The 14,379-nt window shown below is 69.5% G+C and carries 13 protein-coding genes and 1 other RNA gene; 5 read left to right on the plus strand and 9 right to left on the minus strand.

Annotated features, from left to right (window positions below; genetic code table 11):
• Positions 1-9: 9 nt before the first annotated feature.
• From ASD34_RS08800 to norR, 5 genes are all read right to left on the minus strand, one after another.
• Positions 10-216, minus strand: a complete 207-nt coding sequence (locus ASD34_RS08800; protein WP_056575820.1) for a DUF1656 domain-containing protein — start codon at positions 214-216, stop codon at positions 10-12.
• Entirely contained in the window at positions 213-2,321 is a 2,109-nt protein-coding gene (locus tag ASD34_RS08805) for an FUSC family protein (protein WP_235510017.1), read from the minus strand. Before ASD34_RS08805 ends, ASD34_RS08800 begins: the two co-directional genes overlap by 4 nt.
• Positions 2,322-2,780: a MarR family winged helix-turn-helix transcriptional regulator gene (locus ASD34_RS08810; RefSeq protein WP_056576211.1), complete on the minus strand. Its 459-nt coding sequence runs from the start codon at positions 2,778-2,780 to the stop codon at positions 2,322-2,324.
• 157 nt (positions 2,781-2,937) lie between these two features.
• An RNA gene (gene rnpB / locus ASD34_RS09595) (RNase P RNA component class A) lies at positions 2,938-3,306 on the minus strand.
• 60 nt (positions 3,307-3,366) lie between these two features.
• Positions 3,367-4,950 carry a nitric oxide reductase transcriptional regulator NorR gene (gene norR, locus ASD34_RS08815; protein WP_056575822.1) on the minus strand — a complete coding sequence of 528 codons (1,584 nt, stop codon included), beginning with the start codon at positions 4,948-4,950 and terminating at the stop codon, positions 3,367-3,369.
• Positions 4,951-5,086: 136 nt separating this feature from the next.
• Between norR and hmpA the strand changes: the two genes are divergently transcribed.
• The 5 genes from hmpA (at position 5,087) to ASD34_RS08840 (ending at position 10,668) form a co-directional block, all read left to right on the plus strand.
• Positions 5,087-6,271, plus strand: a complete 1,185-nt coding sequence (gene hmpA / locus ASD34_RS08820) for an NO-inducible flavohemoprotein (protein ID WP_056575826.1) — start codon at positions 5,087-5,089, stop codon at positions 6,269-6,271.
• Between the two features lie 106 nt (positions 6,272-6,377).
• Positions 6,378-7,298 carry a cysteine synthase A gene (cysK, locus tag ASD34_RS08825; protein ID WP_056575828.1) on the plus strand — a complete coding sequence of 307 codons (921 nt, stop codon included), beginning with the start codon at positions 6,378-6,380 and terminating at the stop codon, positions 7,296-7,298.
• A gap of 73 nt (positions 7,299-7,371) precedes the next feature.
• On the plus strand, positions 7,372-9,006 hold the full coding sequence (locus tag ASD34_RS08830; protein ID WP_056575831.1) for an NAD(P)/FAD-dependent oxidoreductase: 1,635 nt from the start codon (positions 7,372-7,374) through the stop codon (positions 9,004-9,006).
• A gap of 2 nt (positions 9,007-9,008) precedes the next feature.
• A complete protein-coding gene (locus ASD34_RS08835; protein WP_056575835.1) occupies positions 9,009-9,557 on the plus strand; it encodes a VUT family protein in 549 nt (182 codons plus the stop codon).
• A gap of 112 nt (positions 9,558-9,669) precedes the next feature.
• The gene (locus ASD34_RS08840) at positions 9,670-10,668 is read left to right on the plus strand and encodes a ProQ/FinO family protein (protein WP_056575838.1); all 999 of its coding nucleotides are present in this window, start codon (positions 9,670-9,672) and stop codon (positions 10,666-10,668) included.
• Positions 10,669-10,756: 88 nt separating this feature from the next.
• Here ASD34_RS08840 and htpX read toward each other — a convergent pair whose 3' ends face one another.
• The 4 genes from htpX to pyrC all read right to left on the minus strand — a co-directional run bounded on the left by htpX (position 10,757) and on the right by pyrC (position 14,370).
• A complete protein-coding gene (gene htpX / locus ASD34_RS08845; protein ID WP_056575841.1) occupies positions 10,757-11,629 on the minus strand; it encodes a protease HtpX in 873 nt (290 codons plus the stop codon).
• Positions 11,630-11,777: 148 nt separating this feature from the next.
• Positions 11,778-12,542, minus strand: a complete 765-nt coding sequence (locus ASD34_RS08850) for a DUF3025 domain-containing protein (protein WP_056575843.1) — start codon at positions 12,540-12,542, stop codon at positions 11,778-11,780.
• Entirely contained in the window at positions 12,518-13,342 is an 825-nt protein-coding gene (locus ASD34_RS08855; RefSeq protein ID WP_056575845.1) for an NYN domain-containing protein, read from the minus strand. The genes ASD34_RS08850 and ASD34_RS08855 overlap by 25 nt, the downstream gene beginning before the upstream one ends.
• Positions 13,339-14,370 carry a dihydroorotase gene (gene pyrC, locus ASD34_RS08860; protein WP_056575848.1) on the minus strand — a complete coding sequence of 344 codons (1,032 nt, stop codon included), beginning with the start codon at positions 14,368-14,370 and terminating at the stop codon, positions 13,339-13,341. The genes ASD34_RS08855 and pyrC overlap by 4 nt, the downstream gene beginning before the upstream one ends.
• Between the last annotated feature and the right edge of the window lie 9 nt (positions 14,371-14,379).

The raw sequence follows: 14,379 nt of genomic DNA on the forward strand, positions 1-14,379 counted from the left end.
GTGCGGGCGTCATTGCAGGTGCACCGTGAGCCGGCTCAGGCCGTAAAGCAGCAGCAGGTACAGCGCCATGTCGAACAGTGCCGGGTGCCACACCCAGCGGTACAGGCCGGTGGCGGCCAGCAGCCGGCGCACGCCCCACAGGGCGAGCAGCGCGGCGCCGGCCAGCAGCATGAGCCAGGGCACGTAGAGCCCGTAGAAACTGGCTTCGCCGATCATGCGGACGCTCCTTGCGGTGAAGAAGACACGCCCGCCAGCGAAGGCGGCGCATCGGGGAACAGGTTGCGGCGCAGGCCGACCAGTGCGGTGACGGCGGCGCGCGACGCGGTGGAGGTGTCGCGCGCCGCGAGCACGGCGGTCAGCGCCTCGTCGATCTGCGGCAGCAGCGCGGCGGGGCGCGGCGTCATGCGGCCTTCGCCGCGCTGGCGGAAGAAACGCGCGATGCCGCCGAGCAGCGCGCCCGCGGTGGCCAGCGGCAGCTGGGCGCGCACACGCTGCAGCACGGCGATGTCGGCGCCCATGCGCAGGTCGCGCAGCGCATCGTCGGCAACCACGCCTTCGACCGTGCCGCCGGACTGCGCGATGCGCGGTGCCAGCAGGCCGATGCGGTCGAGCATGCGCACGGCATAGGCGTCGCTCTGCGCGTACTGCGGCTGGGTCGAGGCGGCCATGTCGCCGAGTTCGCGCCAGGTGGCGCGCTGGATGCGGCGCGCGCTCCAGTCGGCGCCCACCGAGCGCACCAGCCGCGTGACGCGCGCAGCCATCACCACGCCGACGATCTGGCCGAGCATGCTGTTGATGAAGCTCACGAGGTCGGCGCTGGCGGTGTCGTGCATCGCGAGCGTGCCCGACACGCCGAAGATCAGCGCCATCGCGGCCATGAAATGCGTCGGGCGCGGCAGGTAAAGGCCCAGCAGCAAAAAGAGCGGCGCGCAGATCAGCGCGAGCATGCCGAAGTCCTGCACCGTGGGCATGAGCACGAGCACGTAGACGGCCGAGATGGGAATGGACCACAGCGTCCACTTCAGGAAGCCGTGCATCGCGGGCACGGGGTCGTCCATGGTGGCGAAGAAGCAGCAGAAGACGGCAGCCATCATGGTGGCGGCCGAGCCCATCGGCCAGCCCGTGAGGATCCAGAACGCGCCGCACACGCAGATGGCGATGACGGCGGCCAGCGCCGACAGCAGCGCCATGCCGTGGTCGCGATGCATCGCGCGCTGGCCGAGCGCGGCCGTGCGGCGCAGCGGCGCGCCGCCCTTCAGGCCTTCGTCGATGTCGCGGCGCAGCCGGGCGCAGGCCGTCCAGCCGTCGACCAGCTCTTCGAGCCGGCCCGCGAGACCGATGCGCAGTGCGCGGGCCCAGGGGGCGCGTTCGGCGTCCTGTGCGGCGCCGAGCGCACCGATCGCCTGGCGCAGCGCCTGCCCGCGCGCCGACGCGTCGGCGGCCGGATCGCTTTCGTCGCGCAGCCACTGCGCGGCCAGCGCCAGCACGGCAGTGACGTCGGGTGCCAGGCGGCCTTCGGCCTGCACCAGTGCCTGCAGCCTGTCTTCCACGGCCGACAGCGCGGGCGTGAGCGCCGCCACGCGGTCCTGCATGGCGCGGATCGCGCCGGCGGTCCAGCGCAGGTGCGTGGTGTCGAAGGGCACGTGGGTCGAAAGCAGGCGCAGCTGCGTGATGTCGCCCGCGAGGCGGCGGCGGTCGTCGTCCAGGCGCTTGGGGTCGGCGTCCTTGGGGGCGCTTCGGTCGGCGGACTGGAACAGGTCGCCCAGCCACTGGCGCGCATCTTTCAGCGTGCGGTCGAGCAGGCCCAGCACGGTGGGCGCGAGCCCCGCGGGCAGCACGAGGCTGTGGACCAGCGTGGCGCACAGGATGCCCAGGCCGATTTCCTCCACGCGCGCCACGGCGGTGTCGAACAGCACGAGCGGCGTCTGCACCGACGGAAAGCCGATCAGCGCCGCCGTGTAGCCCGCGAGCATGAAGACGTACGAGCGCGGCGTGCGGTCGAGCAGCGAGATGTACAGGCACAGGCCGACCCACAGCGCGAGCACCAGCGTGAGCAGCTCGGGCGCGTTCGAGAGGGCGGGCACCATCAGCACGGTGGCAACGCTGCCGATCAGCGTGCCGCAGAAGCGGAAGACCGCCTTGGAGCGCACGGCGCCGGCCAGCGGGTGGGCGACGACGTAGGTGGTCATGAGCGCCCAGAACGGGCGCGGCAGGCCGGCGCGGCTGGCCAGGTACATCGCCAGCATCGCGGCGGCGAAGCTCTTGACGGAAAAGAGAACTTCCGCGCGGGTGAAGCGCGGCAGCGCCATCGACATCGCCATTTACTGGCCGCGCCCTTCCTGCTGCAGGCTTTGCATGCCGGCGGCACTGCGGCCGAGCTTGGCCTCGAGCGCGCCGAAGACGCGCAAGGTGGCGGCGATGTCCTCGTCGGGAATGCCTTCGAACAGCGCGGTGCGCATCTGGCGCAGCGCGGCCTCGATGGGCTCGCACACGGCGCGGCCGGCGGGCGTGAGGTGCAGCGTCTTGGCGCGGCGATCGGCGGGGTCTTCGCGGCGCTCGACGAAACCGGCCTCGACCAGCTGGTCGAGCGAGCGCACCAGCGACGGCCCTTCGATACCCAGCGCCTCGGCCACCGTGCCCTGGCGCACGCCGTCTTCCATGCGCCCGAGCACCACGACCGGCCAGGCCAGCGTCTGCGACAGGCCCACATGCGCCACCGCCTTGTCGGCCGCCGCGCGGTAGCCGCGCTGGAGCACCGACAGCGAGGTGCCGAGCCGCATCAGCGCGTGTTCGCGCAAGAGGGAGATGGGTTCGGTATCGGCCACAGTGTTATCAATTAGTTAGCTTGCTAACAATTATACGGGTTTCTACCGAGTCTTGCGCGCGGCCGCGCACGTCGTCAGCGCGCGGCCCGGGAAAAAGGGGGAAGAAAGAAAAGTGTGAAGCTCGCCGATAAGCCGGATTCTGTGCACCGGCGCCCTCTTGCGAAGACCCCGGCGTGACCGCCATTACTCTGGGCCGTCTGTCGCCAGACGGCTCGATGCCACCTACCCGCCAGCTCAGCGGAACCACCTCGATACTGGCCTACTTGGTGTTGCTGCGCGCAGAGATTGCCCGTTTCACCCGAACTGAATCGGCTCGTCTCTGTTGCTCTGATCCTCACCTCACGGTGGAGAGTCGTTAACTCCTGCGCTGTCCTGTGCAGTCCGGACGTTCCTCCAGTGCGATCTTTCGACCCGATGCTGTTGCCCGAAGGCGCAGCGTCGTCCCTTTCGGGCTTGCACCAGCGGCGGTCTGGCGTGCTTCACGGGCCGGATTATCGCCCGCCGCACGAATGACCCTTCCGGCGGTGCCGCGCGCCGATCGTCAGCCGGGCGTTTCGCGGTCGTCGACCTGCACCAGGCCCAGCTTGCGCAACGTCCGGTGGAAGTTGCTGCGATCGATGCCGACCTCGCGCGCGGCGCTGGCCACGCGACCGCCGTGGCGGGCGAGGACCTCCGAGAGCCAGGCGCGCTGGAAGGCTTCGGTCGCCTCGCGCAGCGTGCCGCCCGTGGCGGCAATCCCCGCGGGTTCGCGCGCCGGGGCCTGCGCAGGCGCCGCCACCGGCGCTGTCGCAGCAGCGGACTCCAGCGCCAGATGGTGCGGCTCGATGGCCGTCCAGCGCGAGCCGCGCGGCTGCTCCCTGAACGCCCGCAGCGAGGCGCGGCTGATCACATGCTCGAGCTCGCGCACGTTGCCCGGCCAGCCGTGCGCCAGCAGGGCGGCCTTCGATGCTGGCGAAAGCCGCAGGTTGCGTGCGCCCAGCCGGTGCTGGTTCTCCTCGAAGAAGCTGCCCGCGAGCACCAGCACGTCGCGCCCGCGTTCGCGCAGCGGCGCGACGACGAGCGGATAGACCGACAGCCGGTGGTACAGGTCGGCACGGAACCGGCCCTGCGCGATGGCTGCGGGCAGGTCGCGGTTGGTGGCGGCAATCACGCGCACGTCGACCTTGCGCATGCGGTCGCTGCCGGGCCGCTGCACCTCGCCGCTTTGCAGCACGCGCAGCAGCTTGGCCTGCACGCTCAGCGGCAGTTCGCCGACCTCGTCGAGAAAGAGCGTGCCGCCATCGGCGATCTCGAACTTGCCGTCGCGGTCCTGCACCGCGCCGGTGAACGCGCCGCGCTTGTGGCCGAAGAGTTCGCTGTCGGCCAGCGACTCGGGCAGCGCCGCGCAGTTGACCTGCACCAGCGGCTGCTCGCTGCGTCGCGAGTGCGCGTGCAGGCGCTGCGCCACCAGGTCCTTGCCGACGCCGGTTTCGCCGAGCAACAGCACCGTGAGGTCGGACACGGCGACCGTGTCGATCTCGTGGCACAGCTGCTTCATCGCCGCGCTGCTGCCCAGCAGCTCGCGCGGCGCGCCGCGGCCTGCGCGCAGGGCTTGCGCGACGGCCTGCTCGCGCATCGCGCGCGCCTGCATCTCGCGGATGGTGTCGGCGGCCTCGATGCCGGTTTCGACGAGCGCGATCAGCGCCTCCATCTGCGCCGGGCTCACGGCATCGAAGGCGTGCGGTTCCAGCGCATCGAGCGTGAGCAGGCCCCAGAGGGCACCGTGCAGGCGCAGCGGCGCGCCCATGCAGTCGTGCACCGGCAGGATGCCCGGCTGGCCGGCGACGAGGCCGTCGTACGGGTCGGGCAGGTTGCTGTCGTGCGCGAAACGCAGGCCGCGTTCGCTGCCGAGCAGGCGCGCAAACCGCGGATGGGCGGCCACGGGAAACTGGCGCCCGAGGGTTTCATCGCTCAGGCCGTCGACCGCGACGGGTTTCAGCACGTCGACGTCGAGCTGCAGCAGCGCGGCGGCGTCGCAGCGGACCAGCCCGCGCGCGGCGGCGAGAAGCGATCGGTAGCGGGCGGCCTCGGCTTCGGGTCCGGGCGATGGGGCCCCGGTGGTTGAATCGACACGGTTTGCGGTCATAAGTACAACGCTGAATTTGTAGCGAATTTGACCACGCCCGGCAAATCCCCAATGACATCAAGCACTTGCAGCGGCCTTCCGGTTGGCACGAATCGTGAGAAGAACAACGCATCTCCAACCGCAGGAATGCAAGACCATGAACCCGCAGACCATCGCCATCGTCAAGTCCACCGTGCCCGCACTGAAGGCCCACGGCGAGGCCATCACCAGCCATTTCTACAAGATCATGTTCGAGGGCCATCCGCAGGTGAAGGCCTTCTTCAACGAAGCGCACCAGGCCGCCGGCACGCAGGCGCGCGCGCTGGCGGGTGCGGTCATCGCGTACGGCGCGCACATCGACCGGCTGGACGAGATCGCCGGCGCCCTGCCCCGGATCATCCAGAAGCACGCGGCGCTGGGCGTGCTGCCCGAGCACTACCCGATCGTCGGCCACTACCTGCTGCGCGCCGTGAAGGAGGTCCTCGGCGATGCCGCCACCGACGAGGTGATCGCCGCGTGGGGCGAGGCCTACGAATCGCTCGCGGGCCTGCTCATCGCCGCGGAAGAAGCGGTCTACAGCGCCAACGCGGCGCAGACCGGCGGATGGCGCGGCACACGCGCGTTCCGCGTGGCGCGGCGCGAGGACGAAAGCGAGGTCATCACCTCGTTCTACCTGGAGCCCGCGGACGGCGGCGCGCTGCTGGCGTTCTCGCCGGGGCAGTACCTCACGCTGGTGCTGGAGATCGACGGCCAGCCGGTGCGACGCAACTACTCGCTGTCCGACGCGCCGGGCAAGCCGTGGTACCGCATCAGCGTGAAGAAGGAGGAAGGCGGCCGTGCATCGAACTGGCTGCACGAGGCTGCCGTGGTCGGCACGCATCTGCAGGTGCAGGCACCGTGCGGCGACTTCGTGCTGCAGCCCGCGGGTGAGCAGGCGCGTCCGCTGGTGCTGGTGACGGGCGGCGTGGGCATCACGCCCGCGATGAGCATGCTCGAATCGGTGGCGCACACGGGTCGGCCGGTGCACTTCGTCCACGCGGCACGGCACAGCGGCGCGCATGCGTTCCGCGCCCGCGTCGACGCACTCGCGCAGCGGCATGCGAACGTGAAGCCGCTGTATGTCTACGACACGCCGCGTGACACCGACACACCGCACGCGACCGGTTTCGTCACCCGCGAACTGCTGGCCGGGCTGCTGCCGGAAGACCGCGACGTCGACCTGTACTTTCTCGGACCGAAGCCCTTCATGAAGGCGGTGTATGCCAACGGGCTGGCGCTCGGCGTGCCCAGGCAGCAGCTTCGCTGCGAGTTCTTCGGGCCGCTGGAAGCCCTGGAAGCCTGAGCACAGGAAAACCCGCAACGCCCTTGCGCTGAAACGGTCGCGGGCTGGTCTCACAATGCGCGTTGTCCGCTTGAACCACCGCATTGAATTGATCCAAGGAGATTCCATGAAGGCCCAGAACATCCTCCAGACCATCGGCAACACGCCGCACATCCGCATCAACCGCCTGTTCGGCCACGCGAAGCAGCAGGTCTGGATCAAGTCGGAGCGCGCCAACCCCGGCGGCTCGATCAAGGACCGCATCGCGCTCGCGATGGTCGAGGACGCGGAGAAGAGCGGCGCGCTGAAACCCGGCGGCACCATCGTCGAGCCGACTTCGGGCAACACGGGCATCGGCCTGGCGATGGTCGCGGCCGTCAAGGGCTACAAGCTGATCCTGGTGATGCCCGACAGCATGTCGGTCGAGCGCCGCCGCCTGATGCTGGCCTACGGCGCCACCTTCGACCTCACGCCGCGCGCCGGCGGCATGAAAGCCTCGATCGCGCGCGCCGAGGAAATCGTGGCCGGCACGCCCGGCGCGTGGATGCCGCAGCAATTCAACAACCCCGCGAACATCGACGTGCACGTGCGCACCACGGCCGAAGAGATCGCGGCCGACTTTCCCGACGGCATCGACGTGCTCATCACCGGCGTGGGCACGGGCGGCCACATCACGGGGGTGGCGAAGGTGCTCAAGAAGAAGTGGCCGAAGCTGCAGGTGTTCGCGGTCGAACCCGTCGCCTCGCCCGTGATCTCGGGCGGCGCACCGGCGCCCCACCCCATCCAGGGCATCGGCGCGGGCTTCATTCCGAAGAACCTCGACACCTCGCTGCTCGACGGCGTGCTGCAGGTCGACGCCGAACCGGCGCGCGAAATGGCACGCCGCTGCGCGGTCGAGGAAGGCATGCTGGTCGGCATCTCGTCGGGCGCCACGCTCGCGGCCATTGCGCAGAAGCTGCCCTCGCTGGCACCCGATGCGGTGGTGCTGGGCTTCAACTACGACACGGGTGAGCGCTACCTCTCCGTCGAAGGCTTCCTGCCGGCCTGATCCAGCTACAAGTTTCATAGCGCCTCGGGCGCTTAAAATCGTCGGTCTGCTTGATAACCACAAGCCCCACGACATGTTGCGAATCTCCGAACTCAAACTCCCGCTCGATCACGCGCCTGACGCGCTGGTCACCCTGATCGCCCGAACGCTCGACGTTCCGCCTGAAGCGATCGCCTCCCACACCGTCTACAAGCGCAGCTTCGACGCCCGCAAGGTCGACCTGCTCACGGTCTACATCTGCGACGTGCAGCTCGCCGACGCGAAGCTCGAAGCCTCGCTGCTGGCCAAGCATGCCGGCCATCCGCACATACAGCCCGCGCCCGACATGCGCTACACGCCGCCGGGCCAGGCGCCTGCCGATCGCGATGACGCGACGCGGCCCGTGGTGATCGGCTTCGGCCCCTGCGGCATCTTCGCGGCGCTGATGCTCGCGAAGATGGGCTTCAGGCCCATCGTGCTCGAACGCGGCAAGACCGTGCGCCAGCGCACCCGCGACACCTGGGGCCTGTGGCGCAAGAGCGTGCTCAACCCCGAGTCGAACGTGCAGTTCGGCGAAGGCGGCGCCGGCACTTTTTCAGACGGCAAGCTCTACAGCCAGATCAAGGACCCGCGCTTCCTCGGCCGCAAGGTGATGGAAGAGTTCGTGAAGGCCGGCGCGCCGCCCGAAATCCTGTACGTCGCGCATCCGCACATCGGCACCTTCAAGCTGGTGAAGGTGGTGGAGAACATCCGCGAGCAGATCGTCGCGCTGGGCGGCGAGATCCGCTTCGAGCAGCGCGTGACCGACGTGCACATCGAGAACGGCCACCTGCGCGGCCTCACGGTGCTCGACCAGACCACGGGCCAGCGCAGCGAACTGCGCGCCGACCACGTCGTGATGGCGCTGGGCCACAGCTCGCGCGACACCTTCGAGATGCTGCATGCGCGCGGCGTGTACATCGAGGCCAAGCCCTTCTCCATCGGCTTCCGTGTCGAGCATCCGCAGGGCCTGATCGACCGCGCCCGCTGGGGTCGCCACGCGGGCCACCCGCTGCTCGGCGCGGCCGACTACAAGCTGGTGCATCACGCGAGCAACGGCCGCTCGGTCTACAGCTTCTGCATGTGCCCCGGCGGCACCGTGGTCGCGGCCACCAGCGAACCGGGCCGCGTGGTCACGAACGGCATGAGCCAGTACTCGCGCAACGAGCGCAACGCCAACGCGGGCATCGTGGTGGGCATCGATCCGAAGGACTTCCCCGGCGACGCGCTCGCAGGCATTGCGCTGCAGCGCCAGCTCGAAAGCAACGCCTACGTGCTCGGCGGCAGCAACTACCATGCGCCCGGCCAACTGGTGGGCGACTTCATCGCGGGCAAGCCGTCGACCGCACTGGGCAGCATCATCCCGTCGTACAAGCCCGGCGTGACGCCAACCGACCTGCACCAGGCGCTGCCCGCCTACGCCATCGAGGCGATGCGCGAAGCCTTCCCCGCGTTCGGTCGCAAGATCAAGGGCTTCGACACGCACGACGCCGTGCTCACCGGCGTGGAAACGCGCACCTCGTCGCCGATCCGCATCACGCGCGGCGACGACTTCCAGAGCCTCAACGTGCGCGGCCTCTACCCGGCCGGCGAAGGCGCGAGCTACGCGGGCGGCATCCTGTCGGCCGGCGTGGACGGCATCAAGGTGGCCGAGGCCGTGGCGCGCAGCGTGCTCGGCAGCGCGGTTTGACGATGCCCTTCCAGCGCCCCACCACCGGCCAGCTGGCCGTCGCCACGTTGGCGATGGCCGCCGTGGTGCTCGCGTCGAACATCCTCGTGCAGTTCGCGATCAACGACTGGCTCACCTGGGGCGCCTTCACCTACCCGGTGGCCTACCTCGTGAGCGACCTCGTCAACCGGCGCTTCGGCCCCGGCATGGCGCGGCGCGTGGCGTGGGTCGGCTTCGCGGTGGCCGTGGCGGTGTCGCTGCTGCTCGCACCGGCGCGCATCGCCGCCGCCTCGGGCCTGGCCTTCATCGCCTCGCAGCTGCTCGACATCCGCGTGTTCGATCGCTTGCGCCGCGGCCTGTGGTGGCGCGCGCCGCTCGTGGCCACGGTGATCGCGGCCGTGCTCGACAGCATCGTCTTCTGGGGCATCGCATTCGCAGGCACCGACGGCCCCTGGCTCACCTGGGCGCTGGGCGATCTGGGCGTGAAGCTCGGTGTCGGCGTGCTGATGCTGCTGCCGTTCCGGCTGCTGATCGGGCGGCAAGCCCCTGACCGAGGCGCTGCACGCGCATGACGATCCGCCCTGACAATACCCGCAGGATGTTCCGGCCGCGCTGACCGCGCGGGACCGGTTGTTCTTTTTCTTCCCTTTCCATCCCCCTCGCGCCCATCGCCGAGCCTTCCGTATGACCGACGCATCCACCGCCGCCCCGAACACGAACTCGCGCAACGCACGGCGCCAGCGCCCGGACATGGCCGAGCAGCTGCAGCAGCTGAAGGCCGGCGCGGGCACCGACGCAGGCGCTGACGCGTCGGCAACGCAGCCCGCCGCTCCCGCGCAACAGCAGCAGCAGCAACAACGCCCGCCGCGCGCCAAGCAACAGCGTCCGCATGGGCAGCAGCAGCCGCAGCAAGGGCGCAAGCCGCGTGGACAGCAGCCGCAACAGCAACAACAGCCCGAAGCCCAGCGCGCACCGCGCAAGGTCAACCCGGTGCTCGAGCGCCTGTTCGAGCTGTACCCGCAGCTGTTCGGCGCGCGCTTCGTGCCGCTGAAGCTCGGTGTGTACGAAGAACTGATCGCGCGCCATCCCGAAGACTTCAAGGCCGAAGACCTGAAGATCGCGATGGGCCAGCATGCGCGCTCCACGCGCTACCTCGAGAGCGTGGCCGCCGGCCATGCGCGCCATGACCTGGACGGCAACGCGCTCGATCCGGTCGCGCCCGAGCACGTGCACCACGCCATCCTCGAGCTGCACCGCCGTCGCTCGCAGCGCAACCCCGGCGAAGACCTGCGTCCGCAGCTGGTGACACGCATCGCCAAGGCCATCGAAGCCTCGGGGCTCGACCACGAGGCATATGCGGTGCTGGTGCGCTCGCGCGACGCCAACAACAACGCTGTCGTCGACGAAGCCCTGGCCGAGCTCGCCCAGCAGGCCGCCAAGCGCGAAGCCCTGCTGCGCGCCTTCGAAGCCAGCGGCCGCAGCGAACAGGAGTTCGCCGACATGTACGGCATGAAGCCCGGCGACGTGACGCGCACGCTGCAGCGCGTACGTGACGATCAGAAGCGGGCAGCAGCTGCAGCAGAGGCAGCCGCGGCTGCGGCACCGGAAGCGACCGAAGTGCCGGCTGCGGCGCCCCAAGCAGAAGCCGCCCCGGCCGCGCCCGAAGCGCCCGCCGCGGACTGAAGCACACGCCCGCCCCAACGAAAAAAGCCGCCACATCACTGTGGCGGCTTTTTTCATGGGGACGGCGTTGGCCGTCTCGGCCACATGCTCAGCGCGCGTTCTGCAGCGCCGCAATGCGCTCTTCGATCGGCGGATGCGTCGCAAACAACTTGCCCATGGCGCCCGTGATGCCCATGGCTTCGACCGCCTTGGGCAGTTCGCCGGCCGGCAGGCCACCCAGGCGCGCGAGCGCGTTCATCATCGGCTGGCGGTTGCCCATGAGGGCGGCGGCACCCGCGTCGGCACGGAACTCGCGCTGGCGCGAGAACCAGGCCACCACGATGGCGGCGGCGAAGCCGAGCACGATGTCCAGCACGATGGTGCTCACGTAGTAGCCGATGCCGGGGCCCGAGGAGCGGTCGTCGCCGCGGCGCAGGAAGCTGTCGACCGCGTAGCCGATCACGCGCGAGAGGAACACGACGAACGTGTTCATCACGCCCTGGATCAGCGTCATGGTGACCATGTCGCCGTTGGCGATGTGCGCGACTTCGTGGCCGATGACGGCCTCGACCTCTTCGCGCGTCATGCCCTGCAGCAGGCCGGTGGACACGGCCACGAGCGACGAATTCTTGAACGCGCCCGTGGCAAAGGCATTGGGCTCGCCTTCGAAGATGCCGACCTCTGGCATGCCGATGCCGGCCTTGTCGGCGAACTTGCGCACGGTGCCGACGATCCAGGCCTCGTCGGGCGACTGGGGGTTGTCGATCATGCGCAGGCCGGCCGTCCACTTGGCCATGGGCTTGCTGATGAGCAGCGAGATGATCGCGCCGCCGAAGCCCATGACCAGCGCAAAGCCGAGCAGCGCCGTGAGGTTGAGCCCGTTGGCCGTGAGGAAGCGATTGACGCCGAGCAGGCTGGCGACCACGCCGAGCACCGCGACGACCATCACGTTGGTCAGGACGAACAGAAGGATACGTTTCAAGTTGAATTCTCCGTGGGGAACACTGCCGACCAGATGAGGGCCACAAGGCCCGCTTCAAGCCTGTCCGGCCGGGGTGACCGCTGTTGTCGTAGGTTGTGACGGACGCGGCGCGGTGGCGTGCGGTAGCGCAATGATAGGAGTAAAAGTTCTACGAACGGGGCCGGAAGACCTTCGGATCGTCGTAGTAATCGGGTGTTTCGTTGGCGCCGCACCACCCCGGAACGCCGAGCACCGGCAGCGGTGCGAAAGGCTTGCGTGCCATGTGCTCGGGCGTGAGGCAGCGCGCCAGCGCCGCATCGTCGAGGGGGCCTGCGACGGCAGACAGCAGCAGCACATGCGCGGTCGCGGCCTTGCGCGGCACCACCAGTTTTTCGAGCAGCGCATGGCCGAACACGCGCAGCCGGGCCTGGGCCCAGAGCGCACGCCGCGTGACGAACAACGCCTGCCAGTCGCGCGCCACCAGCGCCTCCCACAGCGCAGGCGGTGCATCGAGCACCGCGCCGTTCTCGTCGAACAGCGTGAGCGCATCGCGCAGCGGTCCGCGCGTGGCACCGACGCCGGCGCGTGCGATCTCGGCGGCCTGCAGTTCGTTGAGCCGGCGCTTGGTCTCGGGAAAGGCCAGCCAGACGAGGCCGTTGAAGAAGTCGTGCAGGTTGTCGCGCGTGGGCACGGTGCGCGTGCGGAAGATGTGGGCCTCGTAGGCCTGGCCTTCGCGCAATGCGTCTTGTGCGACGAAATCGGGCACGGCCGGTGGCTTGGCCCCCTGCAGCGCGGCAGCGACCGAGCCGGCTTGTGCGACAGCCCGCGCGATGGCATCGCCGGGATCGCGGTACGGGGCCAGCCAGGGCGCGGCCCACTCGATGGCCGCGACCGCCGGCAGGCCCGGGCTCAAGGCGCGGGTGCCCCCGTCCATCGGATGCGGTCGGGGTGCTGCATCACGGCGAACTCGGCCGTGAGCTTGTCGAACAGCTTGAGCGAGCTGCCGCTCTTGCTGAGCAGGCCGGCGGTGCGCAGGGCCTTGGCCACGTCGTTGAGCGGCACGTCGGTACCACGGCGCAGCGCGGGCATGGCTTGCAGGATGAACTCGGCCGCCTCGGAGATTTCCGGTTGCGGCGGCGGTGGGGGCGGCGCGGCAGGCTTGGCCGTCTTGGTAGCCGTCTTGCGCGCGGTCTTGGCGGCGACCTTCTTAGCGGGCGCCGTCTTGGCAGCCGGCGTCTTCTTCGACGCAGCGGTCGTCTTCCTGGCCGGCGCGGTGCGCACGGCCGGCTTCACGCCGTGGTGCGCAATGTCGATGAAGCTGTCGTAGACGCCGACGGTCTCTTCGCCGGTCTTGCCTTGCTGGCCGATGCCGCAGACGCGGCAGCCTTTTTCGCGCAGACGGATCACGAGCGGCGCGAAGTCGGAGTCGGACGAGACCAGCACCACCACGTCGGGCCGCTCGGCAATGACGAGGTCGATGGCATCGACCGCCAGCGCGATGTCGGTGCTGTTCTTGCCGGCCGACAGGTTCACCATCGGCCGCACCGACAGCCGCTTGAACAGCGCCTGGCGGTTCACGGCCATCTCGGCGTTGCAATAGGCGCGGCGCACGTGGATGGCGCCGAAGTCCTCCATCGTGCGCTGCACGGCCTGCTCGATCACGTCGGCCGAGACGTTGTCGGCATCGATCAGCAGCATGATGCGCAGCGACGACAGGGGCGCTGCCGGCGTCATGCGAGCTTCCACTGCACGGTCTCGCCACCGCGCAGCGGCTTGAGCGTGGCTTCGCCGTAGGGCACGGTCTCGGGCAGGGTCCAGGTCTCGCGCTTGAGTGTCACGGTGTCTTCATGCCGCGGCAGGTCGTAGAAGTCGGGGCCGTGGAAGCTGGCAAAGCCTTCGAGCTTGTCGAGCGCGTTCACGCTGTCGAAGGCCTCGGCGTACAGCTCGATGGCGGTGAGCGCGGTGTAGCAGCCGGCGCAGCCAAGCGCGTGCTCCTTCAGGTGCGCCGGGTGCGGCGCGCTGTCGGTGCCAAGGAAGAAGCGGTCGCTGCCGCTGGTGGCGGCCTCGACCAATGCCACGCGGTGCGTCTCGCGCTTGAGCACGGGCAGGCAGTAATAGTGCGGGCGGATGCCGCCTGTGAAGATGGCGTTGCGGTTGTAAAGCAGGTGGTGCGCCGTGATGGTGGCAGCCGTGAAGCGGTCGGCGTCGCGCACGTAGTGGGCGCCTTCTTTGGTGGTGAGGTGCTCGAACACCACCTTGAGCTCGGGGAAATCGCGGCGCAGCGGAATCATCACGCGGTCGACGAACACCGCTTCGCGGTCGAACAGGTCGATCGCCGGGTCGGTCACTTCGCCGTGCACCAGCAGCAGCAGGCCGTGCTTCTGCATGGCCTCGAGCGTCTTGTAGGTCTTGCGGATGTCGGTCACGCCGGCATCGCTGTTGGTGGTGGCGCCGGCCGGGTAGAGCTTGAGCGCGCGCACGCCGGCTTCGGCGGCCAGGGCGATCTCTTCGGGCGGCAGCTTGTCGGTCAGGTAGAGCGACATCACGGGCTCGAAGGACGTGCCCGCGGGCACGGCGGCGCGGATGCGCTCGCGGTAGGCCACGGCCTGGGCGGCGGTGGTCACGGGCGGACGCAGGTTCGGCATGATCAGCGCGCGGCCGAACTGGCGGGCGCTGTGGGGAACGACGGCTTCGAGGGCGGCGCCATCGCGCACGTGCAGGTGCCAGTCGTCTGGGCGGGTGATCGTGAGGGTGTCTGTCATGGCCCCGGG

It is taken from the genome of Variovorax sp. Root473 (assembly GCF_001426505.1).
Lineage (GTDB): Bacteria > Pseudomonadota > Gammaproteobacteria > Burkholderiales > Burkholderiaceae_C > Variovorax.

Excerpts from the sequence above, each read along its gene's own strand:
- norR (WP_056575822.1), bottom strand. The coding sequence starts at position 4,950 with ATGACCGCAAACCGTGTCGATTCAACCACCGGGGCCCCATCGCCCGGA.
- ASD34_RS08830 (WP_056575831.1), top strand. The coding sequence starts at position 7,372 with ATGTTGCGAATCTCCGAACTCAAACTCCCGCTCGATCACGCGCCTGAC.
- ASD34_RS08835 (WP_056575835.1), top strand. The coding sequence starts at position 9,009 with ATGCCCTTCCAGCGCCCCACCACCGGCCAGCTGGCCGTCGCCACGTTG.
- cysK (WP_056575828.1), top strand. The coding sequence starts at position 6,378 with ATGAAGGCCCAGAACATCCTCCAGACCATCGGCAACACGCCGCACATC.
- ASD34_RS08810 (WP_056576211.1), bottom strand. The coding sequence starts at position 2,780 with ATGCGGCTCGGCACCTCGCTGTCGGTGCTCCAGCGCGGCTACCGCGCG.
- ASD34_RS08805 (WP_235510017.1), bottom strand. The coding sequence starts at position 2,321 with ATGGCGATGTCGATGGCGCTGCCGCGCTTCACCCGCGCGGAAGTTCTC.
- hmpA (WP_056575826.1), top strand. The coding sequence starts at position 5,087 with ATGAACCCGCAGACCATCGCCATCGTCAAGTCCACCGTGCCCGCACTG.
- ASD34_RS08850 (WP_056575843.1), bottom strand. The coding sequence starts at position 12,542 with ATGGACGGGGGCACCCGCGCCTTGAGCCCGGGCCTGCCGGCGGTCGCG.
- ASD34_RS08800 (WP_056575820.1), bottom strand. The coding sequence starts at position 216 with ATGATCGGCGAAGCCAGTTTCTACGGGCTCTACGTGCCCTGGCTCATG.
- ASD34_RS08855 (WP_056575845.1), bottom strand. The coding sequence starts at position 13,342 with ATGACGCCGGCAGCGCCCCTGTCGTCGCTGCGCATCATGCTGCTGATC.
- pyrC (WP_056575848.1), bottom strand. The coding sequence starts at position 14,370 with ATGACAGACACCCTCACGATCACCCGCCCAGACGACTGGCACCTGCAC.
- ASD34_RS08840 (WP_056575838.1), top strand. The coding sequence starts at position 9,670 with ATGACCGACGCATCCACCGCCGCCCCGAACACGAACTCGCGCAACGCA.